This window comes from Actinopolyspora lacussalsi subsp. righensis, assembly GCF_900116555.1.
Lineage (GTDB): Bacteria > Actinomycetota > Actinomycetes > Mycobacteriales > Pseudonocardiaceae > Actinopolyspora > Actinopolyspora lacussalsi.
In genome coordinates this window covers 102,653-129,353 of sequence record NZ_FPAT01000004.1, presented here as the reverse complement: position 1 = coordinate 129,353, position 26,701 = coordinate 102,653, and the positions used below count along the sequence as shown (strand labels likewise).

Genomic DNA, 26,701 nt, shown 5'->3' with positions numbered 1-26,701 from the left:
CCCGCTCAGCCACCGCCGAACCAAGCAAAAGGAGGCGACATGTCATCTCAGCAGGCGAAGATCGACCAGTTCAATTGGTTGGTCACCGATTTCACGGAGCGCGTCAGCGGAGTAGCGCACGCGATCGTGGTTTCGGCGGACGGGCTGCTGTTGACGTCTTCGGACAAGTTGCCGCGAGACCGGGCCGAACAGCTCGCCGCGGTGGCTTCGGGCTTGTTAAGCCTCACCCAGGGCGCCGCTCGATGCTTCGAAGCGGGGCAGGTCAAGGAGACCATAGTCGAGATGGACCGCGGCATGATGCTGCAGATGTCCATCAGTGACGGTTCCTGCCTGACCGTACTGGCGGCACCGCAATGCGACATGGGCCTGATCGCCTACGAGATGGCGATGCTGGTCGAGCGAGTCGGTCGAATTCTCACGCCCGAGCTGCGTTCGCAGTTGCAGGGTGCTGACAACTCCGTTTCAGAGCAATTGGTGTGAGGCCACCATGAGCAGGGATTCCGGCTACAACGAGCGTCGTTCCGACGAGGTCGGGCGGTGGTACGGGCGGGATGAGGAGCAGGACGTCGACGAGGCGACTTTCGCCGACGTCTACAACGGGCTCAATTTCGGCAGTGGGCGCGGCCGGAGCAAACGGAGGTCGGAGGAGCAGGAGGACGCACCGCGTCCACGGCGATCCGAGCGCACGCGTTCCGACAGCGCCCGGTCCGAGGAGTCGGTCGGTTGGGAGAACGAACCGATGAACCGGGCCGAAGAGGGGGAGGACACTCCAGCGGCCAGCATCCGTTCCTACGCGTGGACGGGGGGACGTACCAAATCCAATGTAGAACTGGAGCTGGAGACACTTATTTCCACCAGCGCGCAGTACCGTCCGGGCACACCCTTGCGGCAGGAGTACCAGTCAGTGGTACAGCTGTGCGGTCAGCCCCGGTCGGTTGCCGAGATCGGGGCGCTGCTTGGTGTGCCGTTCGGTGTGGCCAAGGTCCTGCTGGCGGATATGGCCGAACAGGGTCTGGTCGATATCCACCAGACCGTGACCGACAGCGGCAGTGAACCGCACATGATGTTGATGGAAAGGGTGTTGAGTGGACTCCGCCGGCTTTAAGGCGCCCCAGCAGACCGGAAAATCCTCCACCAGCTCGGCCAAGATCGTGGTGGCCGGTGGTTTCGGCGTGGGTAAGACGACCTTCGTCGGTTCGGTCTCCGAAATCGTTCCGCTCACCACGGAAGCGGTCATGACGGAGGCCAGCCAAGGGATCGACGACCTGGCCGCCACCCCGGGCAAGAACTCCACGACCGTGGCGATGGACTTCGGCCGGTTGTCGCTGGATGCCGATCTGATTCTCTATCTGTTCGGCACGCCGGGACAGCAACGGTTCTGGTTCATGTGGGACGACCTGGTGCGCGGTGCTATCGGTGCCGTCGTGCTGGTGGACACCCGCAGGCTGGCCGACTGCTTCTCGGCGATCGATTTCTTCGAGGACCGAGGTACTCCCTACGTCATCGGAGTGAACTGTTTCGACGGCAAGCTGCAGCACAGCATCGAAGAAGTGCGTGAGGCACTGGCAGTCAGCTCGGACGTTCCGTTGCTGAGTTGCGACGCGCGCGATCAGTCCTCCACCAAGGAGGCCCTGATCGCGCTGGTCCAGTACGCCATGAGCAAGTGGGTGGCCTCGGGCCGCAGCGCTTGAGCAGCTCCCGGCGCCGTTTCCGGTCCCGGAGGACCAGCCGCCGTCTCGCGGGCCGCCGACTCGTTCGGTGGCCCGCGACGGTTCGCTCAGTCCTGCCCGGTGCTGTCGCCGTACACCAGGTCGTCGGCCTGACGCAGCCCCGCGTCCAACAGGTGCCGCTGCTCCTGGGGAAGCCGTTCCCTGAAGTCCGAACCGGCTGCCCGCACCAGCACCATGAGCTTCTTGCCCATCCCCCTCGCCTGAGTGAGTCGCACATCCGTGGCCGCCAGCATCTCTCGTGAGTCGTGGATCAGCTTGCGGTACCGGTGATTGATCTCGGCGTACCGATCCACGACCTCGAACGCCTCGGCCAGCGGGGACAACCGCGCTGTCCGCACGCGGAGTTGATACGGATCCTGCTGCACACCGAAACCCTATTGAAGTTCTTCGACCGGGTCGCGGGGTGGCTCCGCACTCGGAGTCGTTCGGTGTTTCTCGTCACAGCCGCTGCCGTCGGTGGCATGGCGGAGTCGTCGGTGGCACGGCGGGATACTGTGGCCCGTCTCTCACCGTTCCGCGCAAGCGCGGCACGCGCCGTTAGCGTGGCGGTGTGAGCATAGACCGGTTGCGTCGCGCCAGGCGGCGCCAGGCGCGTCGCGACTCCTACGCGCGTCGCTTCGACGGCTCGGGACAGACCGTCACCGGCGTGGACGGGCTGTTCGAGGCGGGCAGCAAGTACCGGCTGGAACGGGCCGAATGGGTGGCCGTCGCCAAGGAGGACGACAGGGAGAGCGGTGCGGGACCGCTGGATCTTCACTCCGGGCGTGTCCGGATGCGTCGCAGGTCCGAAGCCACAGGTTCGGAATCGGAAAAGTGAGTGACCCGGCCCATCGGTGACTCGACAGCAGCTGCGGCCGATCAGTAGTGTCGATTACGCGTCCCGCGCTCCCGGTGACCCCCAGGCCGGTTGAGCGCGGGACGCCTTCGAATCCGCGGCAGTGCTCGGCCCCGTAGGGGTGCTCGGGTAGCCGGCACGTGAGTCGGCGCCTTGCTGTGTTGGGCCGGCTCTTGAGTAGCGACCTACGCGGCGAGCGGCCCGGCCTCGCGATGCATCCGACTCACGCACCGGGGACGCCCGCGTTGTGTAACCCCGAATGATGAATTCCTCGGCCCGGTGATCGTGGGTGGTGCTGTGGCGGAACCTCTCGCACGGCTCTCGCCGCGGGTCCGGCGACATCGGGTAGGTACTACACAACGTCTCCGGCGTCCTCGCGAGAGCCGCACGGGAGAACCCGCGGCGGTGCCGACTGCCAGGGTGGTCGGAGTGCGGCACCGTGCCACCCCAGCGGCGCGGCGATTTCGCGAGAAATCGACGGCAACCGGGGCCGCACCGCCTAGAGGGGGTGTCGATTTCGCGAGAAATCGCCGCGGCTCGGAGCATCCGCCGTCAGTCGGCCGTGGCGGCCCAGCCGGTGATCCGTTGTATCTCGATCAGTATCAGGCTCGCGACTGGTGGCCGCCGTCGGTACTGCTCGTACTTGTCACCCAGCGCTCGCACGGCTTCCGGAACGGTTTCGGCCGAGTGGATCGAAGCCGTGCCGTCCACGCGTACCCACCAGAGCTCGTCCCAGTTCTCCGAGTAGTGATCGGCCAGCACCGAGACCAACGGGTTCCGTTCGATGTTGCGCAGTCTGCGCAGCGAGGTGGTGGTCTTGGGTTTGTGGTCCACGGCCGTGGCGATCCGCCCCTCATCGGTCAGCGCGAATGTCACGGGAACCAGATGTGGCTGCTCGTCACGGCCCACGGTACCCATCCGAGCGACGCGCGCCCGGTCGAACAGTCGGATTGCCTGCTCCCGGTCGATGCGCATGTGGCGATTCGCTCCGTATGTTCGTAATGTGTTCTCGGGTTCACGAGCCAGGCCTCCCATCGGTCCGGTCGAAGCCGTCCCCGGGTATCTGGAGCACACGTACTGGCTGCGCTACCAGGAATTCTTCCCCGGGGCGCTGCGCAGCACCACCACGGACTCGCCAACCGAACACTGGTGGTCCTGGCGCGGTGTCCCGCTGCACCTGGACGTCGTCCGGCGGGACGACGCGGCGGCCAAACTCCTGATGCTGCACGGTATCGGCGGTTACGGCAGGATGCTGGCGCCCTACGCCAAGTTGCCCTCGCTGGCCGAATTGGAGTACGTGGCACCGGATCTTCCGGGGCACGGCTTGAGTTCCGCGGTCGGTTCCCGCCTCACTTATCGGCACTGGGTGGACTGCGTGATCGACCTGATCGCGGCCGAGCGCGTCGCGGACCCTCGACCGGTGGTGCTGTTCGGGATGGGACTGGGCGGCTGGTTGGCCTATCAGGTCGCCGCCAGGGTGCCGGACCGAGTGGTCGGGTTGGTCGTCACCAGCCTGGCCGATCCGCGCGGTCCGGAAGTGCGTGACGGTCTGGTCGCCAATCCCGGCGCGGGGTTGTTGTCGGAGGCATTGGCACGGATACCGGTGCTGCCCGCACCGCACCGGGTTCCGTTGCACTGGCTGCTCGACATCACCGCGGTTTCCGGCAACGCGCGGCTCGCCGCCACTTACTCCGCCGACGAACTCGGCGGTGCCGCCGCGATTCCGTTGCGGCTGTTCCGGAGTTACCTACGTCTGCCGCCCGCCGTTTCGCCCGCGAACTTCACCGCGCCACCGTTGCTGCTCGCCTCTCCCGAGGCCGACCGCTGGACTCCGGGTGTGCATTCCGAACGCTTCCTGGGGCGGTTGAACGCACCGAAACGCTCGGTTCTCCTGCCCGAGTCCGGTCACCTGCCCGGAGCGGAACCCGCACTGGCCGAACTGGACCGAGCGGTGCGGTACTTCTTCGAGGAGTTCCGGATACCGCACTGACGGGCCCGAGTCCGGAGCCGGCCGCGCGGAGAAGGGGCGGTGCGCTCCGTTCTTCGCCGAAGACCGGCCAGTGGGTAACACCAACGTCGAGTGCCCGAAACAGCGATTATTACCGAAAGTGTTCGATCGACACGTACCGTGCCCGCTCGAATGGGTTGCTGCGGCAAGGTTCACAGCGGTTTTCGGTTGCTGTGCGTGATCTCTTCCTGGTTCTGTTTCCCGGTGCGCTGTGTGTCCCTCGCTGATCTTTCCGTGTACTTCGGAGGAAGAAGCGGCCACATTTAGTGGTGGGGTTTAGTAATCTGCTCGATGGTCCATCCACGATGGCACCAATCGAAGACTGGTCAAGCAGGGTTGTCGTGCGTCACGATCGACGCTGAGTAACGCGACCACGAAACGGGTCGCTTGGCGGGAGGAGCGTGGATGATCGAGCATCACCGCTCTTCGGAGTCGGGGTTGACCGCCGATGTTCCCCGCCCTCCGGTTCGCTCCGAAGTGTCGCCGCGAAGGCGGCGCATCTTCCTGGGATTTTCACTTTCCGTGCTGTTGAGCGGGATGCTCGTCTCGCTGCTGGTAGCACTGTGGCTGCCGTTCCCCCGGGACCCCGATCTGCTGTTCATCGGTCCGCTGCTCGCGGTCGGGTTCCTGCTGGCCGAGCAACTCACGATCGACGTGGACGCCAAGCGGGTCGGCTGGACCATCTCCTTCACCGAGATCCCGCTCATTCTCGGGCTGCTGACCGCCCCGTTCGAAGTGGTGCTGGCGGCCAACCTCGTCGCGGGACTGGCGATGCAGGTACGCAAACGCGCGGCCAGTCATGTCGCGTACAACGCCGGGGTGCTGTGCTGGGAGATCGCCGTCCCGTTCCTGATCGCGGGCACGTGTCGCGGTGCGCTCGGTGAGGTGGTGCCGCTCTGGCTCTGTGCCGGGATCGGCGCCGCCAGCTCCTCGCTGATCAGTTGTGGTTGCGCCGTGGCCGCGCTGTACGCGCTGGGCAACGGAATGCGCGTGTCCGCGGGGCTGTTGCTCGGCGGCCGTACCCTCGTCGTCGGGCTGCTGAACACCTCCATCGGACTCGTCGGTTACGAACTCGCGGTCAACACCCGTTGGGGCTGGGCGCTGGTGACGGTGCTCATGGCCGGCGTGCTGGCGCTCTACCGCGCCTACTCCGGGTTGCTGCGCGAACAGCGCGACCTGGAGGCGCTCAGCGACGTGAGTCTGCGGGTCGCACGTTCCGGGCAGCACGCGGCACGAGTACTGTCCGATTCGGACGCACCAGCCGTGAGCGCCATCGGTGAGCAGGTCTCGGTCGACGAGTGGGAACCGGTGGCCGAACGGATCAGGGAACAGCTCAATGCCACCCGTGTGGTGCTGCGCCTCTCGTTGGACCCCAGGGGAGAGGTCAGCACCCTGGTGGCGGGCAGTCCGCAGCCGGAGGAGATGAACACCGACGGGGCAACGCTGCTGCGCGAGTGCTCGATGCTGCAACTGCCGGGGACGCACGTTCGTTCCTTCCGCAGCGTCGACGCCCCGGAGGACATCCGCGGGGCGCTGAACCGCAGGGCGGCGCACGAGGCTCTGGTCGTGCCGCTGCGCGGTACGAACCAGCTGCTGGGCGCCATCGAGGTGCACGACAGGGTGAGTCGGTGGCGCGGATTCGGGCGCGCCGACATCAGGCTGCTGCACACCCTGGCGAGCCATCTGGCCACCGCGATGGACAACCGCAGGTTGTTGGCCCGGTTGCGCCACGACGCCTATCACGATCCGCTCACCGGGCTGCTCAACCGCACCGGTTTCCGCGAGATGTCCGCGGAAGCGCTGCAGGAGAGCACCGCCGTGGTGCTGCGCGTCGACCTCGAACTGCTCACCACGGTCAGTGAGGCACTCGGCTATGCCTGGGGCGACCGGATGATCGTCGCGGCGGGCAGGCGGATGCGCGAGTATCTCGGGGCGCACGTGCCGGTCGCACGGCTGGAGGCGAACTCCTTCGCGGTACTGCTGCGGGGGCACACCGAGGTACAGGCCGCGGAGATCGCGGGTGCGCTGCGCGAGCTGATAGCCGAGCCCTACCCGCTCGACAAACTGGTGGTGGAGGCCACGGCCGTGGCCGGCTACGTCTCCTCCGTGCCCGCGGAGGAGGACACCGAGGGCGATGTGGACGTGCTGCTGCAACGTGCCGACGTGGCGGTGCGCGCCGCGCGCACCGGCGAGGACGGTGTGCGGGGCTACGTCCCGAGCATGGGACAGATCTTCCTGCGACGCTTCCAGCTGGTGACCCAGTTCCGGCAGGCGCTGGAGAGCGGTCAGATCGAGGTGCACTACCAGCCCAAGGTCGCGCTGCCCGGTAAGCGCATCGTCGGCGCCGAGGCGTTGGTGCGTTGGTCGCACCCGGAGTACGGGCGTCTCTCACCGGACGAGTTCGTGCCGGTCGTGGAGGCCACCGGGCTGGTGGACGCGCTCACCGAGTTCGTGCTGGAACGCGCGCTGATCCGCATCCGGGACTGGCTGGACCGGGGGTTGCGGCTTTCGGTGGCGGTCAACCTCTCGGTGCGCAACCTCGCCGACGAGACGTTTCCCGAGCGGGTGCGGGAGGCGTTCGACCGGCACGATGTGCCGCCCGGGTTGTTGACCTTCGAGCTGACCGAGTCCAGCGTGATGGCCGATCCGGACCGCTCGTTGCCGGTGCTGCGCAGACTGCGGGCGCTGGGCGTGGTACTGGCGGTCGACGACTTCGGAACCGGCTATTCCTCGCTGGCGTATCTCCGACAACTCCCGGTCGACGAGGTCAAGATCGACAAGAGTTTCGTGCTCGGCATGGGGACCGATCTCAGCGATATGGCGGTGGTGCGTTCCATCGTCGAGCTGGGGCACTCGCTGGAGCTGAGCGTGGTCGCGGAAGGGGTCGAGGACGACGCCGCCAGGGACCAGCTCGTGCGGATGGGGTGCGACACCGCGCAGGGATACCTCATATCCCGTCCGCTCTCCGAGGAGCGGTTCGAGTCGTGGCTGTGGGCACGGACCACGCGGGAATACCCGAAGGGGGCTCCGGAGTTGGGCGAGACGGTGCTTCGGGTCAACTGATCGGATTCCTCCGAATGAGCTGTCCGAACGTTCGGTCGGTGGCTCCCGGTCGTGCGGTGAGTTCGCTCCTAGGCGTCGAGAGCATTGTTGACCTGCGGATATACCAAAAACCACCCCCGGTGCGGCGGCGGTGCGGATGTTGTGTAGAGTAGTAATCGCTCCGCGAGGGCACGCCCCAATAGCTCAGTCGGCAGAGCGTCGCCATGGTAAGGCGAAGGTCTACGGTTCGAGTCCGTATTGGGGCTCTGTGGGATGGCCGCGGCACTCGGTTAAACTGGGTGCTGCGGCTGTCTTGTGAAGGTACTGTGTACCAGCGGATGTCCGCGAGGCGGTGTAGCTCAGGGGCAGAGCAAACGGCTCATAATCGTTGTGTCGCCGGTTCGAATCCGGCCACCGCTACTCCTGCGGCTGAGATGCCGCCCGGCCCGGGGCGGTATACACGTGGAGTGAACCGGACGGCATCCTCGTCCGGTTCCAGACACGAGAGAGAGGTCTCCCCGTGGCTAAGACGCCCACCGATATTCGCCCCAAAATCACTCTTGCGTGTGAAGAGTGCAAGGAGCGCAACTACATCACCAAGAAGAATCGTCGCAACGACCCGGATCGCATGTCGCTGAAGAAGCACTGCCCGCGTTGCAATGCTCACCGTGAGCACAAGGAGACCCGCTGAGTTCTCGCCGAGCCCTTCGGGGTTCGGGCCGGGATCGCTCGCGGAACGGTGTCCCCGGAACCGCTCGACCGGAGCCGGTCGAGTAGTGCCCGGGTCGACGACCTTCTCGGAAATCCTCCTGACCGCTTCGGTGATCGGGCGTCTCGACCAGGGGTCGAGAGGACTCGGGAAACCCGCTCCGGCTCCCGCCGGGGCGGGTTTCTTTTCGTGCTGCGGTAACCTGCGGGTTGTGCCGCTCGACGAAGGATTCATCGGACGTGAGTACCCGCCCAGCGACCCCTACGAGGTCGGGCGGGAGAAGATTCGCGAATTCGCGGAGGCGATCAAGGACGATTCGCCGCTGTACCGCGACACCGAGGCCGCCAAGGCCGCCGGTTACCCGGACGTGATCGCTCCGCCCACGTTCGCGATGCGGCTGTCCGTGCTGGCGCAGGAAGCCGTGGTCGAGGACGAGCAGCTGGGGCTGGACTACAGCCGCGTCGTGCACGGGCACCAGGCGTTCCGGCACCACCGGCCGATCCGTGCCGGGGACGTGCTCGTGGCCGTGGCCCACGTGGACGACATCAAGGCACGTGCGGGCAACGACTTTCTCACCGTGCGTGCCGAGATCGGCACGGCCGAGGGGGAGCCGGTTTGTACCGCCACGTCCACGCTGGTGGCTCGTGGCACGGCCGAGGAGGGAGATCAGGCGTGACGACGACGCTGTCGCCGGTCGCGAAGGGCGACCGGCTGCCCGAGTCCAGCGTTTCGATCACCAGGACGGATCTGGTGCGGTACGCGGGGGCCTCGGGTGACTTCAACCCGATTCACCACAGCGACTCGTTCGCCCGTGAGGTAGGTCTTCCGGAGGTGATCGCGCACGGCATGCTCACCATGGCGTTGGCCACCAAGTTGGTCACCGACTGGTCGGGCGATCCCGGGCGGATCATCGAACACGGGGTCCGGTTCACTCGTCCGGTCGAAGTTCCCGACGACGGGCACGGGGCCACGGTTGAGCTCTCCGGCAAGGTCGCCGACGTGGGCGAGGACGGCACCGCGAAGATCAACATCACCGCCAAGTGCGCCGACCAGGGTGTGCTCGGCGGCGCCTACGCCCTGGTGCGGCTGTGACCCGCTCTGGCGTGGTGGTCGGTTAGCCGGCACGTGAGTCGGCGCCTTGCTGTGTTGGGCCGGCTCTTGAGTAGCGACCTACGCGGCGAGCGGCCCGGCCTCGCAATGCATCCGACTCACGCACCGGGGACACCCGCGCGGCGTCGCTCATGGTCGCTTCCCGATGGCGGTCTCCGGGCCAACAGAGCCGACGATCAGCCACATTCCCACCACTCCCGCAGGCCGAGCCCCCACCACTTACGCGATCGGCGCCGCCGCGGGTTCTCGGGTGCGGCTCTCGTGAGGAAGGCCCGACGTTGTGTAGGTCGCTACCCGATGTCGGGCCTCCCCGGAGCGAGAGCCGTGCCAGAGGTTCCGCCGAGCAACCGGCTACGTAGACCGAGCGGCTCTGCTCTGATGCCTCACTTGGCTTCGGAGAGGAGGGCGGCCATCCGGCGGACACCCTCGGCGAGATCCTCGTCGCCGAGCGCGTAGGACATCCGGAAGTAGCCGGGCGTTCCGAACGCCTCACCCGGCACCACGGCCACCTCGGCCTGCTCCAGGACGAGCTCGGCGAGTTCGGTGCTGGTCCGCGGCCGGACCCCGCGTATCTCCTTGCCGAGCAGTTCCTTGACGGACGGGTAGGCGTAGAACGCGCCCTTCGGCTCCGGGCAGCTCACACCGGGGATCGAACCGAGCATCTCCACGATGGTGCGCCTGCGTCGATCGAATGCCTCGCGCATCTCGGCCACCGCGTCCAGCGGTCCGCTCACGGCCCGCAGCGCGGCCCGCTGCGAGACGTTGGACACATTGGACGTCAGGTGGGACTGCAGGTTGGTCGCGGCCTTGATCACGTCGGTCGGGCCGATCATCCAGCCGACGCGCCAGCCGGTCATCGCGTAGGTCTTGGCGACCCCGTTGAGCACCACGCACCTGTCGGCCAGTTCCGGTACCTCCACCGGCATGGAGACGTGCCTGGCGTCGCCGTAGACCAGGTGTTCGTAGATCTCGTCGGTGACGACCCAGAGATCGTGCTCCACCGCCCACCGGCCGATCTCGGCGACCCGCTCGGGCGGGTAGACCGCCCCGGTCGGGTTGGAGGGCGAGTTGAACAGCAGCATCCTGGTGCGCGGGGTGCGAGCGGCTTCGAGCTGTTCCAGCGTCGCGAGGTAACCGGTGGACTCGTCCGTGGGGACCTCGACGGGGACCCCGCCCGCCAGCCTGATGGCCTCCGGGTAGGTGGTCCAGTACGGCGCGGGGAGCAGCACCTCGTCGCCGGGATCGAGCAGGGTGGCGAACGTCTGGTACACGGCCTGCTTGCCGCCGTTGGTCACCAGCACCTGGTTCGGCTGGATCACGTGGTTCGAGTCGCGTGCGGTCTTGGTGACGATCGCCTCACGCAGTTCGGGCAGTCCCGACGCCGGGCTGTAGCGGTGGTTGCGCGGATCGGAGCACGCCTCCGTCGCCGCGCGCACGATCGGCTCCGGGGTGGGGAAGTCCGGTTCACCGGCGCCGAATCCGATGACCGGGCGTCCCTCGGCCTTGAGTGCTTTGGCCTTCGCGTCCACGGCGAGGGTGGCCGATTCGGCGATCGCGCCGACTCGGGCCGAGACGCGGGATTCGGTGGTCGAGCTTGCCTGTGTTCCGGGTGCGGCCATGTCCGCATCGTCGCAGACGCGTGCCGCGTCGTACGAACCGTGCCCACCGAGGATGTCGGATTCTGGGACGGGGTTGGAAATCCACTTCGGTGATGTCGTACACTCTCGTACTCGGGAAGCCCGCACGGATCGATCGTGCCGGACCCGCTCACGGTGCGGTGTCGGTCGGGACGTAGGGTGTACCGATGTGGTCGGGACGACCGATCGCGGAGGGGTGTAGCTCAAGTGGCAGAGCAGCGGTCTCCAAAACCGCAGGTTGCGGGTTCAAGTCCTGTCACCCCTGCGTCGATGTTGACGGTGAGCGGAGGAAGTGGACGGTGTCGGCCGTGCGAGTCTCGGTGACCACCACTGACGAGTTCACGCGTCCGACGAGCGCCATCTAGGAGGAGGCGTGAGCGAGGACCGCGAGCAGGACCAGGATGGTAACCGGGACGAGGAGTCCCAGCCTTCCAGTGCCGCCGCACGCCGTAGCCGCCGGGCCTCCGGGCGTTCCAGCGCCCGGAAGGGCGCGGGTGGTGATTCGAAGGACGCGACCGCTCCCAAGGGCAGGCCGACTCCCGCCAGGGACGGCCGCGGAGAACGGGTTTCGCTGTTCCGCAGGATCGGCCGCTTCTTCCGAGAGGTGGTCGCGGAGCTCCGCAAGGTCATCTGGCCGACGCGCAAGCAGCTATTGACTTATACTGCGGTGGTGCTGGTGTTCGTCAGCATCATGGTCGCGTTCATAGCCGGTCTGGATCTGCTCTTCGCGCAGGGTGTGCTCCAGTTGTTCGGCAACTGAATGCCGACCGTGGGCAGCTAGACGCCCGCACGGACTTCGTGCGGTGGCGGATGCCATCCACCGGGCACGCAACGCACGAGAGGAAGCGAGACCCACTGTGACCTCCTATGACGGCCAGGAGTTGACCGGCCTGTCCGATGAGCAGGACGCCGTGACCGCGGAGGACTCCGCCACGGGGTCGTCGGACCCGGCCGAGGAGCGTCCCGAGGTGGACTCCGGCGGAGATGCCGAGGCGAGCGGCTCCGCGGACACCGCCGACTCCGAGGACAGTGCCGAATCCGGGGACAGTGCATCGGCTTCCGAGGCCAGTGATGACGAGGAAGCCGAAGCGGATCCGGTCGAGGAGCTGCGCGCCATGCTCAAGCGCGCGCCGGGCGACTGGTACGTGGTGCACTCCTACGCCGGTTACGAGAACAAGGTCAAGAACAATCTCGAACACCGTGCGCAGACGCTGGATGTCGAGGACTACATCTTCCAGGTCGAGGTGCCCACCGAAGAGGTCACCGAGATCAAGAACAACCAGCGCAAGTTCGTGCAGCGCAAGGTACTTCCCAGCTACGTTCTCGTCCGGATGGAGCTCAACGACGCCTCCTGGTCGGCAGTGCGCAACACTCCGGGCGTCACCGGCTTCGTCGGGGCGACCTCGCAGCCTTCGCCGTTGAGCACCGAGGAAGTCCTCAAGTTCCTCGCTCCGCAGGCCGAGCGCGAGGCCAAGGAGACCGCCGCCAAGAAGGCCGCCGCCAAGCCGGAGCAGGGCAAGAGCGCCGCGGTCGAGGTGGACTTCGAGGAAGGCGAGTCGGTGACGGTGATGGACGGGCCGTTCGCGACGCTGCCCGCCACCATCAGCGAGGTCAACGGCGAGGCCCAGAAGCTGAAGGTACTGGTGTCGATCTTCGGCCGCGAGACGCCGGTCGAGTTGTCCTTCGACCAGGTATCCAAGATCTGACCCACTCCCGGTTTTTCGGGAGTGTGGTTGCCGCGGTCGCCGGCAGGGGCGCGCCGCGGCTCTTCGGCGGGCGGTTCGGTGTTGCCGACCGCCCGTGCGCGTGTCGGTGTGCGTCGCGCGCCCGGCACGGACCACAGTAACGAGGACAGGAAGAACGAAATGCCGCCCAAGAAGAAGCGACTCGCAGCGATCGTCAAGCTGCAGATCTCGGCCGGTCAGGCCAACCCCGCGCCGCCGGTCGGTCCGGCGCTGGGTCAGCACGGCGTCAACATCATGGAGTTCTGCAAGGCCTACAACGCCGCGACCGAGAACCAGCGCGGTGACGTGGTGCCGGTCGAGATCTCCGTGTACGAGGACCGGTCGTTCGACTTCAAGCTCAAGACCCCGCCCGCCGCGAAGCTGCTGATGAAGGCAGCCAACGTGCAGAAGGGCAGTGGCGAGCCGCACAAGACCAAGGTGGGTTCGGTCTCCCGCGATCAGGTTCGCGAGATCGCCCAGACCAAGTGGGTCGACCTCAACTCCAACTCGATGGACGAGGCCGAGAAGATCATCGCCGGTACCGCCCGCTCCATGGGTCTTCGTATCCAGGACTGACGGCGCTCCGTGCGGCCCGGCCCCGCGCCGGGGTCGTACCCCTTGATCCACCGAAAGTGTGGGAGGGCTCGCAGCGCGGCCCCGACCACAACTGATCCGTTGAACAGGAACAGACATGGCAAAGCGCAGCAAGGCATACCAGCAGGCAGCCGAACTGGTTGACCGCAACCGGATCTACTCCCCCAAGGAAGCTGTCGAGCTGGCGAAGAAGACTTCCAAGACCAAGATGGACCCCACCGTCGAGGTGGCCCTGCGGCTTGGCGTCGATCCGCGCAAGGCGGACCAGATGGTCCGCGGGACCGTGAACCTGCCGCACGGTACCGGCAAGACGGCCCGCGTCGTCGTCTTCACCTCCGGCGACAAGGCCGCTGAGGCCGAGTCCGCCGGTGCCGACGCTGTCGGCTCCGACGACTTGATCGAGCGTATCCAGGGCGGCTGGCTCGATTTCGACGCGGCCGTGGCCACCCCGGACCAGATGGCCAAGGTCGGCAAGATCGCCCGCGTGCTGGGCCCGCGTGGCCTGATGCCCAACCCGAAGACCGGCACGGTGACGCCGAACATCGCCAAGGCCGTGCAGGACATCAAGGGCGGCAAGATCAGCTTCCGGGTGGACAAGCAGGCCAACCTGCACTTCGTCATCGGCAAGGCCTCGTTCTCCACGGAGGCACTGCTGGAGAACTACGCCACCGCGCTGGACGAGGTGCTGCGTTCCAAGCCCGCCACCTCCAAGGGCCGCTACCTCAAGAAGGTCAGCTTCACCACCACGATGGGCCCGGGTATCGCGGTGGACGCGAACCGGACCCGCAACATGCTCGAGACAGCGGCGGCATGACCGCCCGTTCCCGCGGCCGTTCGGGCCGCGGGGACTTCAGCGTGTGATCCGCGACCGGGCCACCCCTCCGAGGGGTGGCCCGGTTCGTTCTCGCGGCGGCCCGATTCGTTTCCCGGGCGAGCCGGTTCTGCTCGGGGGCCGTTCAGGCCGGCCCCGGAGCGGCCCCGGACCGGATCCGCATCGAACGGCCCCATCCGAGCGGCCCCGGTTCCAGCGGCCGAATCCACCGGGCTCGGTGCGTCACTGGCTGAACCAGTAGCCGTAGGACATGTAGTCCGGGTAGGGGCCCAGATAACCGGCGCGGGGACGGAACTCGACTCGCAGCGTCGAGTCGGTGACCAGCTCACCGGGAACAGTGAACGTGGCCTCGTGCCAACCGTTCCCACCCGGTAGCAGGGTTCGGTCCCGCAACTTCCGGCCGTTGGCGAAGACCGACATTTTCGTCGGATCGGGTGATTCTTCGTTGCGGGCGTAGCGTGCGGTGACCGTGACCGGTTCACCGGGGGTCAGGTTCCGGGCGGTGAGGGCCTCACCACCGATCACGTGCCTGCCGCTGTCGACGACCTCGCCGTCCGGCGAGTTCACCGTGCGCAGGTCGGTGTAGGGCTGGAACTCCCGGTGCGCGGGCAGCACGTCGTAGTCGTGCCGCTGTTCGCTCCGCAGATCGGCCACGTTGACGTGGTCGCGGATCCGCCCCGGCGCTTCGCTCTCCACCGGCCGGTCCCCGGAGCCCAGCGAACTCCAGTCGGCCTCGTGGATCACCACCTCGTCACAGAGCTTCGACGCCTGGCACGCCCCCGCCGACCCGACCGTTCGGTACGAGAAGGTCGGTGACTTGGAGTGGAACGTGGCCAGCGGTTCCGCCGCGAACACGCCACCGTGGTCGAGGTCGTGCACCTTCCACTCCGTGAACACCGCGAAGTAGTCGGGGCGCCGCTCGGCGGGCATGTCGCGCAGCACCTCGTAGATGCTTCCCGCGCCGTGGTTGTTGGCGCTGGTGAACCGGTTGGTGGTCAGTCCGACGAGGTCGACGATCCGGTGACTGCCGAGGTAGGCGGGTGCTCCCACGTCGTTGACCGCGAGCACGGCGTTCGGGGGCAGCTCCCGCTCCAGGAACGCGGTGAACGAGACCTGCTGGCCGCGGATGCCCGCCGACTGCTGTCCCAACCGGATCGCCCAGGACGGCATTTCCGCCACGGTGAACAGCAGCGCGGTGACCAGGCCCGCGTGCAGCACGAACCGCCGGTTGCGCCGGTCGCGCAGCAGTCGGCTCGCCCCGTGGATCCCGATCACGGCCAGCAACAGCAGTATCGGCAGGAAGGGCTGGTGGTAACGCAGGTGGTGAATGGTGGCGGCGTGCAGCGTCGATATCGCCAGCAGCACGAGCAGGTATCCGATCGCCAGCGCCCACACCAGCGGGGTCCACCGCGTTTTCCGCACCAGCAGCGCGATCGTGCCCGCCACGGCCAGCAGCAGCGTTCCGGGGAACACGAAGTCGAAGCTGTTGAGCCCGTTGAACGTGCGCAGCAGCAGGTGGAACTGCTTCAGCGCCTCGTCGAGGAAACCCATCGGGTAGAAGATCGGCTCGTACAGCAGCGATTTCGCCCGCATCCCGTTCGCCGAGGTGTGCCCGGTGGTGATCACGTAGAGCAGCACCTGGCCGAGGTAGGCCACCAGCGGTAACAGCAGCGGGGCGAGGCGGGCGAGCGACCCGGCGCGCGAGGAGCCGGAAGCACGCGCCCCGCGCAGCGTCGTCCAGGCCATCGCCACGCCGAGCACCAGCACGAACAGGAACGCCTCCGGGCGGCTCAGCGCCGCGAGCGAGGCGATGATCGGTGTCCGCACGAACCGGCCTCGCGGGGCCTCGACGGTGTAGGAGAGCACCGTTCCCGAGACCAGCAGCGCCACGAGCCCGATCTCCATCCCGCTGACCGAGCCCCACAGCAGCACCCCGTTCGTCGCCACGAGCAGACCAGCCCAGATGCCCACCCGTCGGTCGACCAGCGCGTGGCCGATCCGGTACACGCACACCGCCGTCAGCGCCATGCACAGCGCGCCGAGCCCCATCGCGGCCGGGAGCAGCGCCGCGCCCTGGAATCCGAGCGTGTACAGCCCGCCGAGAACCAGCATGTACAGCAGGCTGCTCGCCCCCGTGCTGACCGGGTCCCCGGTGTTGTACCGCAGGAAGTGGCCCTCGGCGAACTGCTCCGCGTACTGCAGGTGGATGTAGGAGTCGTCCAGCGGCGGGATGAAGTGCCACTCGTTGTAGGACAGGTTGACGAGCACGAACAACGCCGACAGCAGCAGCGACAGCGCCCCGATCATCCAGGCGGGATCACGTCGCGCGAACCACCCGCGTAAACGGCCGGCTCGCCTGGGCCCTTCGTGGTCGGGAACGTTCCCGCCCCGTTCCGTGGATCCTCCGGAATCGGGGGTCGCGGGGTCGGGATCGTCGCCTTGCTCGGTTCGGTTCATCGGGCGGGGACTCCTGCGGCGGCTGCGCCGCTGATTGGGGGATACTGGGCTGCTGAGGGAATACTGGGCTGCTCATGGAAGGAACACTTCGCGTCGCCCGGCAAGTCGCGACGTGTCGTTATCCTAAAGAGATCCCGGCGTTGCCCACGAACAGGTCGACCTCGCCCTTTCCGCGACGCCTTCCGCGCGGCCTCACGCCCCGCAGTTCGCGGCCTGGTAACCGTCGATCCGCCAGCCGCCGGAGGACTCCTGCCGCAACCGGAACACGCCGAGCCGGGGCCCGCCGCTCACGCCCAGGTCGCAGGAGGAGAGCCGGGCCCAGCTCCCGCCCGTTTCCGACTCGAACTCCCGCACCGCGTTCCGGTCGATTTCCGGGTTCTTGTAGTCGAGCCGCTCGGTCACCCGTTCGTTGAGCCGCCGCGCCGCGGCTCGGCAGTTCGCGGCGTCGTGTACGTCCGCGAACGCGCGTCTCGCGTCACCGTCGAACAGCAGGCAGACGGTGTCCGGTCGGTTGGCGAGTTCGTCGTAGACCGTTCGGACCGCGGCGGTCGGGGAGCGTTGCAGCATCGCCGACCTGCTCTCCTCGCCCCCCGGCGAGGAGCCGTTCGACGCCTGTCCACCACCGCCGAACATGCTGTTGTACAGGTACATCAGCACCAGCAGCAGCACCAGCAGGTACAGCAGTCGTCGCACGAACTTGAACCGCAGCAGCCGCAGCGCACGGCGGTACCAGGGGCGCTTGCCGCCGCCGGTGGCCGTGGGGTCCGGCACCGGCGGTGTGTCGCCGTACTGCCGCCGCATCTCCCGGAACCGTTGGAACTCCAGGAACTGCTGGTACTCGCGGTGGGCGTCCTCCTCGCCGGACCGGGTGGTTCCGGCGTTGCCCGACTCCCCGCCCGTTCCGGCCGCGTCGCCGATCCCGCCGGCTCCGAGGGTCCCGCTGGCCCCGAAAGTCTCGGTCGTCCCGAAGGTCTCGCTCGGTCGCGCCGGAGCGCGCTCGGACGGGTGCTCGTCGACCACCTCGGCGTCGATCGGCTCCGCGTCGTTCGCCCCGTCGGTTCGTTCCGGCGGGTGTCGCGGGGGGCGCTCGGAGGGCTCACGGTGATCGACCACGGTAATCATGATGCCGGGTGGCGCAAGTCTTCCCCGGGCGGCGGGTCGGGGGTGGCTGCCGGACCGAGGGATCCGTGGCGTACGCTGGAACAGGTTCCACCAGAGACCGCTGGTCTTTTCCCTCGGTGAGGTTCCCGGCACCGCCCGGTTCCCCCGGTGGAGAACGAAGGTCCCGTAGAGACGGGCGACCCGCGCAGGAGGACGAGGCCCAGCAGCGCGAGATCACTGTCGCGCGGTGGATGTTCTTCCACGCCCCGTGCCGAATGCGCCGGGGCGTTTTTGTCGTCTCAGGGCACTTGGCGACCGGCACACAGTCGCGAGGCACTAGAGAGGAGGCGACATGGCGAGGCCCGAAAAGGTTGACGCGGTCAATGAGCTCTCGGAGAACTTCAGCAACGCGACCGCGACCGTCGTGACCGAGTACCGCGGACTGACCACGGCCCAGCTCAAGCAGCTGCGCCGCAACCTCGGTGAGGACGCGACCTACCGCGTCGCGAAGAACACGCTGGTCCGGCGCGCCACCCAAGAGGCGGGCGTCGAGGGCATCGACGATCTCATCCAGGGTCCGACCGCGCTCACCTTCATCAGGGGTGAGCCGGTGGACGCGGCGAAGACGCTGCGCGACTTCGCCAAGGACCACAAGGCCCTGGAGATCAAGGGCGGCTACATGGACGGCCGCCCGATCTCGGCCGGTGAGGTCGAGCGCATCGCCGATCTGGATTCGCGCGAGGTCACGCTGGGCAAGCTGGCCGGTGCGATGAAGGCGAAGCTCAACGAGACGGCGGCCCTGTTCGCCGCGCCCGCTTCGCAGGTCGCGCGCATGACAGAGGCTCTGAAGGGCAAGAAGGAGGAGTGAGCCGTCACCGCCGTTCTCGGCGGTCGGCCCGGTTCTCCCGCGAACACCACCCGTGCGCCGCGCGCAGGCGCTGCTGATCCGAAAGGAACATCATCATGGCCAAGATGAGCAACGAAGAGCTGCTGGACGTCTTCAAGGAAATGACCCTGCTGGAGCTCTCCGAGTTCGTCAAGCAGTTCGAGGACACCTTCGACGTCACGGCCGCCGCCCCGGCCGCCGTCGCCGCCCCGGCCGCGGGTGCCGCCCCGGCCGAGGAGGAGGAAGAGCAGGACGAGTTCGACGTCATGCTCGACGACGCCGGTGACGAGAAGATCAAGGTCATCAAGGCGGTCCGCGAGATCGTCTCCGGCCTTGGCCTCAAGGAGGCCAAGGAGATGGTCGAGAACGCTCCGAAGCCGGTCGTCGAGAAGGTCGACAAGGAGCGTGCCAACGAGGTCAAGGGCAAGCTCGAGGAGGTCGGCGCCAAGATCACCCTCAAGTGATCCAGCCGGTACCTCACGGGGCGGTCGCCTTCGGGCGGCCGCCCCGTTCTCGTCCTGACCCCGTTCGTCCGACCGACCCTGCTTGTGGTCCGGGGGTCCGTGAGACGAGCACTCGGATCGAGCACGAATACTTCTCGGGAGTTTCCCGGCGCGAGCATGCACAGTGTGTTCTCACCAGGGTCTTTAGTCCCCTTCCGAGTGGTTTCGCTTTGAACGGAAAGTAATAAGAATCCGAGGATTTCACTGAGTCCCGGCTGAAGAATTCCTGAGAGCCGAGTACTGCCCGAACACGCTCGGTGTTCGGTTCGTGGGGCGGGATTCCCGGGGCCGGTCCGAACGATGATCAACCTCCTGAACAGGCATGACGCTATGTGTGCACGTCGGTTTTCTCGTTTTGTGCTGTGAGCTGTTTCTCTTGGCGTCCCCTGTCGGGGCTGGCTACAGTCGGCGGTGACGTCGGGTCATGCGAAAGGGACTCTGACGGTCGTATTCGCCGAATGCGATGCGTCGTGGCGCAATTTTCGGATCAAGAGCGAGACGTCGGCTCTGCGCCACCTTGGGAAACCAAAAGGTGGATCATATGACTGAATCATCGGTTCGGGGTACCGACTCCGTCGCGGAATACGTGCGTGCTGTCGAGGAGAGCAACGAGAACGTCGCCTTCCGGATGAGTACGGAGCGACCGCGGCGCGGTGTGATGGTCGTCAACGTGTCCGGCGAGCTGGACATGGTGACGGTTCCCCGCTTCGCGGAACTCGTCCAGCATCGGTTGGAGTCCTCGGCACCGGTGGTGGTGCTGGATCTGACCGGTGTGACCTTCCTCGGGGTCGAGGCGATCAAGGTGCTGGCGCAGCTGGATCTGCGAGCGCATATCACCGGAAAACGCCTGTCCCTGGTCACCGGTGTCCGGGCGGTGGACCGGCCGTTGGAGGTGCTCGGCCTGGCGGGCCGCTTCACCTACGGCAGCAGGCCGGTGTTCGAGTCCGGTGCGGAGCGTGAGCCGGCCGCCGCCCAGTGGCGTGCGCCGCGTCCCCCGCAACCGAGAACGGGCGACCACGAGGCCGCGATGAGTCGTTGAGCGCGGCGTCGGACCCACCGCGCGAACGGCGGTGCGGTGGCGGGGGCGGGTTCCGTGGCGGCGTGAGCCCGCCCCCTACTCGTGTTCTGGATCGAAGTGGGAAGCCATGACCGGGACTTCGACAGCGGATCCCTCGCGCGGTCGAACGGGTGGCCACGCGGTGCTCGTCCGACCCGCGCGGGAACTGCTGGGCTTCGTCGGAGCCCGCCACCGAGGGGGTCCGGTTCGGGTTCCGCACGACGGCACCGCCGTACTGGGGCATCTGGTCCAGTCCACGGGGGTGCCGCTGACCGAGGTCGGTGAGCTGCTGTTGGACGGGGTGCCCGCCGAGACCGGGGATCGGCCGTCCGACGGCGGTGTCGTGGACGTCGCACCCGTGCGCTACCCGGAGCGAATCAGAAATCGCTTCGTGCTGGATGTGCACCTCGGCAAGCTGGCGCGCCGGATGCGGCTGCTGGGGATCGACACCGCCTATCGCAACGACGCCACCGACGAGGAGCTGCTGGAGCGGGCCGCGCGGCAGCGAAGGGTGCTGTTGACCAGGGACCGCGGTTTGCTGCGCCGCCGTGCGCTGCCGGAGGGGGCCTACGTCTACGCTTCCGATCCGGCCCGGCAGCAGACCGAGGTCCTCGCCCGGTTCGAACCGACACCGCGGCCCTGGACCAGATGCGTCTCCTGCAACGGGCAGTTGGTGGAAGTGCCGAAAGCCGAGATAGCGGCGAGGCTGGAACCCGGTACCCGCAGGTGCTACGACGAGTTCGCCAGGTGTGTGGCCTGCGGCGGGATCTACTGGCCCGGCGCGCACAGCCCTCGGCTGCGCGCCATCGTCGAGTCGGCGCTGCGCCGAGCGGCGCGAGACGATCACCTTGTGGAAGGGCCGGGCAGCGTGCAGGGCTGAGTTCGTCGCTCGTCTCGTGGAAACACGCGGCAGCGGGCGGCGGTCAATGCCGACGGTGGCCGCCGGAATCGGCCACGTAGGGCATGTCGATCGTCGACACTGGGTAACGAACCCGGTTAATATGCCGGGTATGCCGATCTCGTCGAAGTGCCGGGAGCGTATTCAGCGGTTTCTGGAGACCGGTGAGCGGATCCGCTACGTCTTTCCCGCCGAGATCCTGGGCAGCATCTCGCCCGGCGTCGTCGTGGTGGTCAGTCAGCAGTCGATCACGGTGCTGTCGACCGGCATCTTCAACCGGAGCAAGCCGAAGGGCGTGCTCGCCAAGAGCCCGCGCGGTGTCCGGCTGGGGCCGGTGGACACCAACGCGGCGGCCTGGTTCACGTTCAACGGGGTGCACTACGAGGTGGACGACGAGTACGTGCCGGTGGTCAACGCCGCCGACGCCGAACTCGGCTCGCCCGACCAGGTCCCGCAGGACCCGCTGCCCGAGCTGTGAGGCGCGGTCCGAGTTCGTGACCCCTTTCCGGGGAATGAGTCGCGCTGGGCTGTTCCCGGGCGCGCTGTCGCCCGGATCGTGGTTCGTCAGTCCACAGTGCTGATGTTGATGCGGTACCGCCGGTAGACATCCTTAGCGAACTCGCGGGTGCCGTATCTCGGTACGTAGCACTCCCACCACGGGTGTTTCGCCGGATCCCTCACCTGTTGGTCGTGCGAAATCGCGCGGAGTCCGGCATCGATCTCGTACACCCGCGCGCGGAGAGCTTCGATCTCCTCGTGCTCGTTGAGCACCGGATCGTTCAGCGCGAGTTCGAGCGATTCCCTGGACTGCAGGTCGAAGTCGTACTCGTCCGTGATGTCGTCGTAGCCCTCCGCGCACTGTGCGACCAGATCCTCCCAGTTGCCCAGCTCCTCGTCGGTGCTTCCGGCTCTCCAGTACCCCGCTTCGAGCTGCGCCGCACGAAATCGTGTCTCGAGGGTGTTCTCTTCGCGCATCGTCCCATTCCCTGGTCCGGGGTGTTCGTCGCGTATGCGAGAGAATCTCAGCGATAAAGAAACCTAATCCAGAAGTTTTCTCGAAGGCGGAGATCGGTCGACAAAAGCGTCGACGCCGAACTCGACTCGCTCGATCGGGTCCGTAGGCTCAGTTGCCCGAGCTACGAGGCGTCTCGGCAAAACGATTCGGTTGTGTGGCATCGAAAGGTCCATCGTGTTTCCGCACGACCTTGTCCGGCGGGTGAAAAGACTGGTTGTTCAGGTGGCGTCTCCCGGTCGGCACAGTTCGCTCCGGGACGAGGATCAGGTCTCTTCAGAAAGTGGCTCCCGGGAGTACGGCCTCGTACTCCCGGGAGCCACTGCTGTCCAGCAGTTCTATGTAGTCAGTCCACGGTTTGGATGCTCAAGCCGTATACATCGTAGACATCCTCCACGAACTCACGACAGCCGAACCGAGGTACGTAACACATCCACCACGGATTGATATCCGGGTCGCGAATCGGTTTGTCGCAGAGAATGTCGCGGAGTCGCTTGTCGGCTTCGAAGACTTGTTCGCGCAGACTCTTGATTTCCTCCTTCGTATTGAGTACCGGATCTTGAAGAGCTATTTCGAGCGCTTTCCTGGGTTGTAGGTCGAAGTCGTACTCGTCCACGTTGTCGTCATAGCCCTCCTCGCACTCGGATATGAAGTAGTTCCACCTCTCCAGGTGCTCTTCGGTGGTTCTTGTCCTGATGTAGCCTTGTTCCGTCAGTGCTTCCTGGAATCGCTCTTCAAATTCATTTTTTCGATTCATTTCAGTTTGATGTCGTTCCAGTAATCTATACCGTCATCCGGCTTGAAAAATGTTTTTATTATTCCGTCTTTTTTGGAGCCGAAGTAGTTGGTTTCGGGGTCGAATCTAACAGTTGCTCCATCGGCAGCTCTTGTCCCGTCGAGCACTCCCTCGGGCGGGGTTTCTGCGAGTAGTTTCTGCGCTTCTTCGTGGTACCTCGCCAGCGACTTCAGTTCCTCCATGTCCGCGCCGCCTGGATCTTTAATTACCAGCTTTCCGCCTCTTTTTATGTCAATATTTCTGACGTGTTTCATGAAGTGCCTGAATAGGAGATTTCCATTTCTGAAGTTCGGTAGATTGCTGTCCCTGAAGCGTGAAGGTGTACGTGATACGTTTTGAGGTTTGCTCCTGAGCTGTAATCCTAGTAGTCGCAGTCCTGGCCTGATCAGGCGGGATATGCCGAGTCCCATTTCCTTGGGTGCTACAGAAGGCTTCAAGCCGATCCTGTTGATCAACTTTCCGATCAGCTCGGATCCGCAGGCCTCCTCGTGTTCTACGCAGTAGGAAAGCAGGAGTCTTTGTGGGGCTTCTTCGGGGTTTTGCTCGAGTATTCCCCAGATGATCTTACGGCTTCCGACCCAGATGTCCAGGTCGTGCGCGAGCGAGAGGCATCCTCCCGTGCCGATTTTTTCGGGGAGCTCGACACCGTTCAGGTAGCACTTCCCGTTTACCTTGGCGAGAACGGTAGAATTCTCGAACTTCTTCGCGGGAATTCCTTGTTGTGCCTCCCCGTTTTTGATGGCCTGCCGTATTTGACGTTCTTCTTCACGCTGCTTGGCCGTTGCCGTGCGCAGCGCTTCCATAGCAGCGTCCGCCGCCGCCTCGGCATCGAGGTCGGCCTGGTATGCCGATTCGCGTGCCCGGGAAGCGGCTCCGTAGGCACTGTTGGAGTAGCTACGGGCCTCCTGCGCCGCTTGAGTCGCGACAGCGACCGAAGTAGCGGCACTTCGCGCGTCCTCTCGTGCGCTCGCCGCCGCGTTCTGTGCTGTTTGTGCACTGGACTGCGCACGTTCAGCCGAATTCCGCGCATCCTGCGCGGACTGCTCGGCTTGAGCCGCGTAATCGGCTGCCTGACTCGCGGAGTCACTCGCCTGCTGTGCGTATCCTGCCGCCTCGTCAGCGGCATCACGAGCGGTCGCGGCTGCTTCCGCTGCCTCGTACGCCTTTCGCTGCGCCGCAGCCGCTGCCTCCATGCCTCGTTTCACCAAACGTTGCATCTCGGCCGCGTGTGCCGTCGCCTTCGCATCGCGTTTTTTGGCGAGATGCTGGGCCACGTTCAAGTAATTCTTCAGGAAAACCGGTGGCCCCTGCAGGGCGGCTTGACCGGCGAGCTCCAGACGTCGCCCACCGCTGTCCATGATGCGTAGCACGTTGATGCGATTGTCGTGCTCGCGGGCATCGTATTGGCCGGTTTCCAGGAACTCCTTGACATCGGCGTGAGTGCCGTCGAGGGCAGCGTTGGCGGCTTCCTTCACCGCTGGGCCGGTAGCGCCGGCCAGGATCTGCGTGGCGCGCAACCTGTCGTCGTCCTCTTCACCCGGATAAGTCTGGGTCTTCAAGAACTCTTCGAGCTCGGCATGCGATCCGTCGAGAACGTTTTTCGCGGCCTCACGAAGTGCTTTCGGCTCCGCTGCATCCGCGAGGTAGTTGACGCGTTCCCAGTCGTCCTGCTTCGCCGCCACCTCTCTGCCTTGGTTCACCCATTGCCGCACGTCGGCGTCAGTACCGGTCAGCGCGTGTTGTGCGGCTCGCTTGGTCCAGGGGCCACCGGTGGTAATCAGGTTCACAGCGGCCTGCCGGCCCTTGTTGACCACTGTGGCTGGATCCGCGTCCTGAGCCTCAGCCGCGTTGAGCAGTTTCCGGGTCTCATCGGAGACGCGGCTTTTTTCGGATTCCTCCCACTCAGCGCTGGATTGTTCCTTCTGTTGAGAAGCCGCGGCTGTCTTCGCTTCGGCTATGGCTCCCTGTTTTTCGACTCGGATACGTTCCGTTTCGGCATCGCGGGCCAGCTGGACGACGTTCTGGGCCTGCTTGGCCGCGTCCATGGCGGTGTTGGCCGCGTCGATGGCCGCGTTGGCGTGTTGTGTGGCCTGCTGTGCGGCGTTTTCCGCCTCGCCCGCGTGAGCGGCCGCGTCCTCCGCTGCCGTTGCCGCGGCACGAGCGTGCTCGGCAGCCGAAGTGGCGGCCGCTGCCGCTTCGTCCGCGGCTGTGGAGGCACGGTCGGCCAGCGCGGTGGCAGCGTTCGCTGCCTGAGTGGCTCGGTCTGCCTGCTGTTGAGCTCGTGCGCCTGCTTCTCTGGCCCGCTGCGCCTGATACTCGGAGACGTTGGCATAGCGACCGGCTGCGTCGGCGGCCGCACCGGCGGCTGCCGCGTTCTGAGCAGCGCTGGCGGCCGAACGTGCGGCCTCCGCGACCTGTTTTACCGCGTTCCCGGCTGCCTTGGCGGCGGCGGCCGCCTTGTCAGCACTTTTCGCAGCCCCTCGTGCTTGTTCCGCTGCCTGACGTGCTTCCGCTGCCTTGCTGGCATCCGTGGCGGCCGCGGATGCCGCAGAGTAAGCACGTGAAGCGGCTTGTCCGGCCATGCTGGATGCGTTGGCGGCGCGAGTGGCGGCGTTGGCCGCTCTTCTCGCCGCTCGGTCAGCCGCTGCGGCCGCGTCGATCGCGGTCCGAGCTGCCGAAGCGGCTTGGTCTGCCGCTGTTGCCGCACGACCCGCTGCCGAACTCGCCCGCTCCGCGTCGTTCTGGGCGGCTTCGGTTTCGGCTTTCGCGCGCTGCGCTGCTTGTTTGGCCTCACCGGCTGCCTTGAGTGCCCGGTCGGTGGCTTCCTGGGCAGCCGATGTTTGCTCTTCGGCTCGCTTTCGGGCGGCTTCGGCCCGTTCCACCAGCTCGGTGACAGTGGCCTTCTCTTGGTCCCGGGCCCGAGCCACTTCCAACCCGTTGTTCAGGAACCTCTTGAGCGCGTCTACGCTCCCGTCGTCCAAAGCAGCGTTGGCCGCTTCCTGTACGTGCGTTCCGCCAGTGGAAAGTTTCTGAACCACCCTTACTCGGAGGTCGTCCTCGTAAGGTTTCCTCCAACCGCTGGTTAGGAATACCTCCAGCGCTTCTACCGTGCCTTTTTGCAGCGCGGCTTCGGCGGCTTCCTTGACGCCGGGGCCACCGGAAGCCTTCATCTGCACCACACGCACCCGCAGGTCGTCCTCGTAGGGCTTTTTCCAACCCTCTTGGACGAACTCTTCGAGTGCCGCGACGCTGCCGTCCTCGAGTACGTCGTTCCCGGCCAGCTTCATGCCGCGCCCGCCGGACGACATCATTCGCAGGACACTGATACGCAGGTCGTTCTCGGCCGCGATGTCCTTGCCGGTGTTGAGAAACTCACGGAGGTCCGCATCGGTCCCCGCCAGTGCGGCTGCCGCGTCGTCCTTGGTGTCCGGACCGCCGTTTCTCCAGAGTTCCAACACCTCCTGGCGATCTGCCGGGGTTACCTCGGCCGCTTCGGCGGTGGCGATGCTCGCCGAACCAACCATGCCGCTCACCACCGACGTGGCCAGGAAGATCGCGGTGAGTGCTCGTCTTCGACCGCGTGATGTGCGTGGTGGAGCGATTCCGTCCACTTCGCGATGCTTGGGGGTCCCCATGCTCGTATTGCTCCAAATGCAGTATCGAAATCATGCCCTGATCGGGTTAATACCGAACGAGGCTCAGCAAGATCCTCGCTCAAATCAAGGTGATCCACAAGGATTATCCACCTGCGGCGTCCGAGAATTCATTTG

26 protein-coding genes and 3 tRNA genes are annotated in these 26,701 nt (G+C 66.1%); 21 read left to right on the top strand and 8 right to left on the bottom strand.

Annotation, left to right across the window (positions count from 1 at the left end; genetic code table 11):
• Positions 1–39 precede the first annotated feature (39 nt).
• From BM394_RS08960 to BM394_RS08950, 3 genes are read left to right on the top strand one after another with little or no spacing between them, the layout of a single operon-like run.
• Positions 40–480, top strand: a complete 441-nt coding sequence (locus BM394_RS08960; protein ID WP_092925935.1) for a roadblock/LC7 domain-containing protein — start codon at positions 40–42, stop codon at positions 478–480.
• Positions 481–487: 7 nt separating this feature from the next.
• Positions 488–1,105, top strand: coding sequence for a DUF742 domain-containing protein (locus BM394_RS08955; RefSeq protein WP_092976608.1), 618 nt, complete (start codon positions 488–490; stop codon positions 1,103–1,105).
• The gene (locus BM394_RS08950) at positions 1,086–1,691 is read left to right on the top strand and encodes a GTP-binding protein (protein WP_092925931.1); all 606 of its coding nucleotides are present in this window, start codon (positions 1,086–1,088) and stop codon (positions 1,689–1,691) included. Before BM394_RS08955 ends, BM394_RS08950 begins: the two co-directional genes overlap by 20 nt.
• Positions 1,692–1,777: 86 nt before the next feature.
• On the opposite strand, the gene BM394_RS08945 is transcribed toward BM394_RS08950, so the two are convergent.
• Complete coding sequence (locus BM394_RS08945; protein WP_092976605.1) at positions 1,778–2,095, bottom strand: hypothetical protein; 318 nt, start codon at positions 2,093–2,095, stop codon at positions 1,778–1,780.
• Between the two features lie 185 nt (positions 2,096–2,280).
• Between BM394_RS08945 and BM394_RS08940 the strand changes: the two genes are divergently transcribed.
• The gene (locus tag BM394_RS08940) at positions 2,281–2,547 is read left to right on the top strand and encodes a hypothetical protein (protein ID WP_092976602.1); all 267 of its coding nucleotides are present in this window, start codon (positions 2,281–2,283) and stop codon (positions 2,545–2,547) included.
• A 570-nt stretch (positions 2,548–3,117) separates the two neighbouring features.
• On the opposite strand, the gene BM394_RS08935 is transcribed toward BM394_RS08940, so the two are convergent.
• Positions 3,118–3,540: a TIGR03668 family PPOX class F420-dependent oxidoreductase gene (locus tag BM394_RS08935; RefSeq protein ID WP_092976599.1), complete on the bottom strand. Its 423-nt coding sequence runs from the start codon at positions 3,538–3,540 to the stop codon at positions 3,118–3,120.
• A gap of 28 nt (positions 3,541–3,568) precedes the next feature.
• Here BM394_RS08935 and BM394_RS08930 point away from each other — a divergent pair, with 28 nt between their 5' ends.
• The 7 genes from BM394_RS08930 (at position 3,569) to BM394_RS08900 (ending at position 9,416) form a co-directional block, all read left to right on the top strand.
• Positions 3,569–4,555 carry an alpha/beta fold hydrolase gene (locus tag BM394_RS08930; protein WP_245780064.1) on the top strand — a complete coding sequence of 329 codons (987 nt, stop codon included), beginning with the start codon at positions 3,569–3,571 and terminating at the stop codon, positions 4,553–4,555.
• 423 nt (positions 4,556–4,978) lie between these two features.
• Entirely contained in the window at positions 4,979–7,636 is a 2,658-nt protein-coding gene (locus BM394_RS08925; RefSeq protein ID WP_092976593.1) for a putative bifunctional diguanylate cyclase/phosphodiesterase, read from the top strand.
• A 172-nt stretch (positions 7,637–7,808) separates the two neighbouring features.
• Positions 7,809–7,881 (top strand) — tRNA-Thr (locus BM394_RS08920).
• 82 nt (positions 7,882–7,963) lie between these two features.
• A tRNA-Met gene (locus tag BM394_RS08915) sits at positions 7,964–8,035 on the top strand.
• 100 nt (positions 8,036–8,135) lie between these two features.
• On the top strand, positions 8,136–8,306 hold the full coding sequence (gene rpmG / locus BM394_RS08910; RefSeq protein ID WP_084133824.1) for a 50S ribosomal protein L33: 171 nt from the start codon (positions 8,136–8,138) through the stop codon (positions 8,304–8,306).
• Positions 8,307–8,535: 229 nt separating this feature from the next.
• Positions 8,536–9,000, top strand: coding sequence for a MaoC family dehydratase N-terminal domain-containing protein (locus BM394_RS08905; RefSeq protein ID WP_092926267.1), 465 nt, complete (start codon positions 8,536–8,538; stop codon positions 8,998–9,000).
• Positions 8,997–9,416: a MaoC family dehydratase gene (locus BM394_RS08900; protein ID WP_092976590.1), complete on the top strand. Its 420-nt coding sequence runs from the start codon at positions 8,997–8,999 to the stop codon at positions 9,414–9,416. The genes BM394_RS08905 and BM394_RS08900 overlap by 4 nt, the downstream gene beginning before the upstream one ends.
• Positions 9,417–9,817: 401 nt before the next feature.
• On the opposite strand, the gene BM394_RS08895 is transcribed toward BM394_RS08900, so the two are convergent.
• The gene (locus tag BM394_RS08895) at positions 9,818–11,053 is read right to left on the bottom strand and encodes a pyridoxal phosphate-dependent aminotransferase (RefSeq protein WP_092976587.1); all 1,236 of its coding nucleotides are present in this window, start codon (positions 11,051–11,053) and stop codon (positions 9,818–9,820) included.
• Positions 11,054–11,263: 210 nt separating this feature from the next.
• On the opposite strand from BM394_RS08895, the gene BM394_RS08890 reads away from it, so the two are divergent.
• From BM394_RS08890 to rplA, 5 genes are all read left to right on the top strand, one after another.
• Positions 11,264–11,336: transfer RNA gene (locus tag BM394_RS08890), tRNA-Trp, on the top strand.
• 108 nt (positions 11,337–11,444) lie between these two features.
• Positions 11,445–11,831, top strand: coding sequence for a preprotein translocase subunit SecE (gene secE / locus BM394_RS08885; RefSeq protein ID WP_092976584.1), 387 nt, complete (start codon positions 11,445–11,447; stop codon positions 11,829–11,831).
• Between the two features lie 97 nt (positions 11,832–11,928).
• The gene (gene nusG, locus BM394_RS08880) at positions 11,929–12,777 is read left to right on the top strand and encodes a transcription termination/antitermination protein NusG (protein WP_092976581.1); all 849 of its coding nucleotides are present in this window, start codon (positions 11,929–11,931) and stop codon (positions 12,775–12,777) included.
• Positions 12,778–12,936: 159 nt separating this feature from the next.
• The gene (gene rplK, locus BM394_RS08875) at positions 12,937–13,371 is read left to right on the top strand and encodes a 50S ribosomal protein L11 (protein WP_092925910.1); all 435 of its coding nucleotides are present in this window, start codon (positions 12,937–12,939) and stop codon (positions 13,369–13,371) included.
• Positions 13,372–13,486: 115 nt separating this feature from the next.
• Positions 13,487–14,203, top strand: a complete 717-nt coding sequence (rplA, locus tag BM394_RS08870; protein ID WP_092976578.1) for a 50S ribosomal protein L1 — start codon at positions 13,487–13,489, stop codon at positions 14,201–14,203.
• 240 nt (positions 14,204–14,443) lie between these two features.
• Here the strand turns inward: rplA and BM394_RS08865 are convergent, their stop codons facing one another.
• Both BM394_RS08865 and BM394_RS08860 read right to left on the bottom strand, forming a co-directional pair.
• The gene (locus tag BM394_RS08865; protein ID WP_092976575.1) at positions 14,444–16,678 is read right to left on the bottom strand and encodes a hypothetical protein; all 2,235 of its coding nucleotides are present in this window, start codon (positions 16,676–16,678) and stop codon (positions 14,444–14,446) included.
• 192 nt (positions 16,679–16,870) lie between these two features.
• Entirely contained in the window at positions 16,871–17,800 is a 930-nt protein-coding gene (locus tag BM394_RS08860; protein ID WP_425427650.1) for a hypothetical protein, read from the bottom strand.
• A 331-nt stretch (positions 17,801–18,131) separates the two neighbouring features.
• Here BM394_RS08860 and rplJ point away from each other — a divergent pair, with 331 nt between their 5' ends.
• The 5 genes from rplJ (at position 18,132) to BM394_RS08835 (ending at position 21,601) form a co-directional block, all read left to right on the top strand.
• Entirely contained in the window at positions 18,132–18,647 is a 516-nt protein-coding gene (rplJ, locus tag BM394_RS08855; protein ID WP_092925902.1) for a 50S ribosomal protein L10, read from the top strand.
• A 95-nt stretch (positions 18,648–18,742) separates the two neighbouring features.
• Positions 18,743–19,129, top strand: coding sequence for a 50S ribosomal protein L7/L12 (gene rplL, locus BM394_RS08850; protein WP_092626290.1), 387 nt, complete (start codon positions 18,743–18,745; stop codon positions 19,127–19,129).
• Between the two features lie 580 nt (positions 19,130–19,709).
• Positions 19,710–20,207 (top strand): STAS domain-containing protein, encoded by a 498-nt coding sequence (locus tag BM394_RS08845; RefSeq protein WP_092976572.1) that lies wholly within the window; start codon positions 19,710–19,712, stop codon positions 20,205–20,207.
• Between the two features lie 160 nt (positions 20,208–20,367).
• Positions 20,368–21,105: a Mut7-C ubiquitin/RNAse domain-containing protein gene (locus BM394_RS08840; protein ID WP_245780063.1), complete on the top strand. Its 738-nt coding sequence runs from the start codon at positions 20,368–20,370 to the stop codon at positions 21,103–21,105.
• Positions 21,106–21,235: 130 nt separating this feature from the next.
• Positions 21,236–21,601, top strand: coding sequence for a hypothetical protein (locus BM394_RS08835; RefSeq protein WP_092925896.1), 366 nt, complete (start codon positions 21,236–21,238; stop codon positions 21,599–21,601).
• 86 nt (positions 21,602–21,687) lie between these two features.
• On the opposite strand, the gene BM394_RS08830 is transcribed toward BM394_RS08835, so the two are convergent.
• The 3 genes from BM394_RS08830 to BM394_RS08820 all read right to left on the bottom strand — a co-directional run bounded on the left by BM394_RS08830 (position 21,688) and on the right by BM394_RS08820 (position 26,542).
• On the bottom strand, positions 21,688–22,098 hold the full coding sequence (locus BM394_RS08830) for a hypothetical protein (protein WP_092976565.1): 411 nt from the start codon (positions 22,096–22,098) through the stop codon (positions 21,688–21,690).
• A gap of 383 nt (positions 22,099–22,481) precedes the next feature.
• A complete protein-coding gene (locus BM394_RS08825) occupies positions 22,482–22,892 on the bottom strand; it encodes a hypothetical protein (RefSeq protein WP_092976562.1) in 411 nt (136 codons plus the stop codon).
• Positions 22,889–26,542, bottom strand: a complete 3,654-nt coding sequence (locus tag BM394_RS08820; protein WP_175530029.1) for a hypothetical protein — start codon at positions 26,540–26,542, stop codon at positions 22,889–22,891. Before BM394_RS08820 ends, BM394_RS08825 begins: the two co-directional genes overlap by 4 nt.
• Between the last annotated feature and the right edge of the window lie 159 nt (positions 26,543–26,701).

Bases quoted from the DNA above. Each gene is read 5' to 3' on its own strand.
- BM394_RS08960 (WP_092925935.1), top strand. From the start codon at position 40: ATGTCATCTCAGCAGGCGAAGATCGACCAGTTCAATTGGTTGGTCACC.
- BM394_RS08955 (WP_092976608.1), top strand. From the start codon at position 488: ATGAGCAGGGATTCCGGCTACAACGAGCGTCGTTCCGACGAGGTCGGG.
- BM394_RS08935 (WP_092976599.1), bottom strand. From the start codon at position 3,540: ATGCGCATCGACCGGGAGCAGGCAATCCGACTGTTCGACCGGGCGCGC.
- BM394_RS08925 (WP_092976593.1), top strand. From the start codon at position 4,979: ATGATCGAGCATCACCGCTCTTCGGAGTCGGGGTTGACCGCCGATGTT.
- BM394_RS08895 (WP_092976587.1), bottom strand. From the start codon at position 11,053: ATGGCCGCACCCGGAACACAGGCAAGCTCGACCACCGAATCCCGCGTC.
- rplK (WP_092925910.1), top strand. From the start codon at position 12,937: ATGCCGCCCAAGAAGAAGCGACTCGCAGCGATCGTCAAGCTGCAGATC.
- rplA (WP_092976578.1), top strand. From the start codon at position 13,487: ATGGCAAAGCGCAGCAAGGCATACCAGCAGGCAGCCGAACTGGTTGAC.
- BM394_RS08865 (WP_092976575.1), bottom strand. From the start codon at position 16,678: ATGAACCGAACCGAGCAAGGCGACGATCCCGACCCCGCGACCCCCGAT.
- BM394_RS08860 (WP_425427650.1), bottom strand. From the start codon at position 17,800: ATGATTACCGTGGTCGATCACCGTGAGCCCTCCGAGCGCCCCCCGCGA.
- rplJ (WP_092925902.1), top strand. From the start codon at position 18,132: ATGGCGAGGCCCGAAAAGGTTGACGCGGTCAATGAGCTCTCGGAGAAC.
- rplL (WP_092626290.1), top strand. From the start codon at position 18,743: ATGGCCAAGATGAGCAACGAAGAGCTGCTGGACGTCTTCAAGGAAATG.
- BM394_RS08845 (WP_092976572.1), top strand. From the start codon at position 19,710: ATGACTGAATCATCGGTTCGGGGTACCGACTCCGTCGCGGAATACGTG.
- BM394_RS08835 (WP_092925896.1), top strand. From the start codon at position 21,236: ATGCCGATCTCGTCGAAGTGCCGGGAGCGTATTCAGCGGTTTCTGGAG.
- BM394_RS08830 (WP_092976565.1), bottom strand. From the start codon at position 22,098: ATGCGCGAAGAGAACACCCTCGAGACACGATTTCGTGCGGCGCAGCTC.
- BM394_RS08825 (WP_092976562.1), bottom strand. From the start codon at position 22,892: ATGAATCGAAAAAATGAATTTGAAGAGCGATTCCAGGAAGCACTGACG.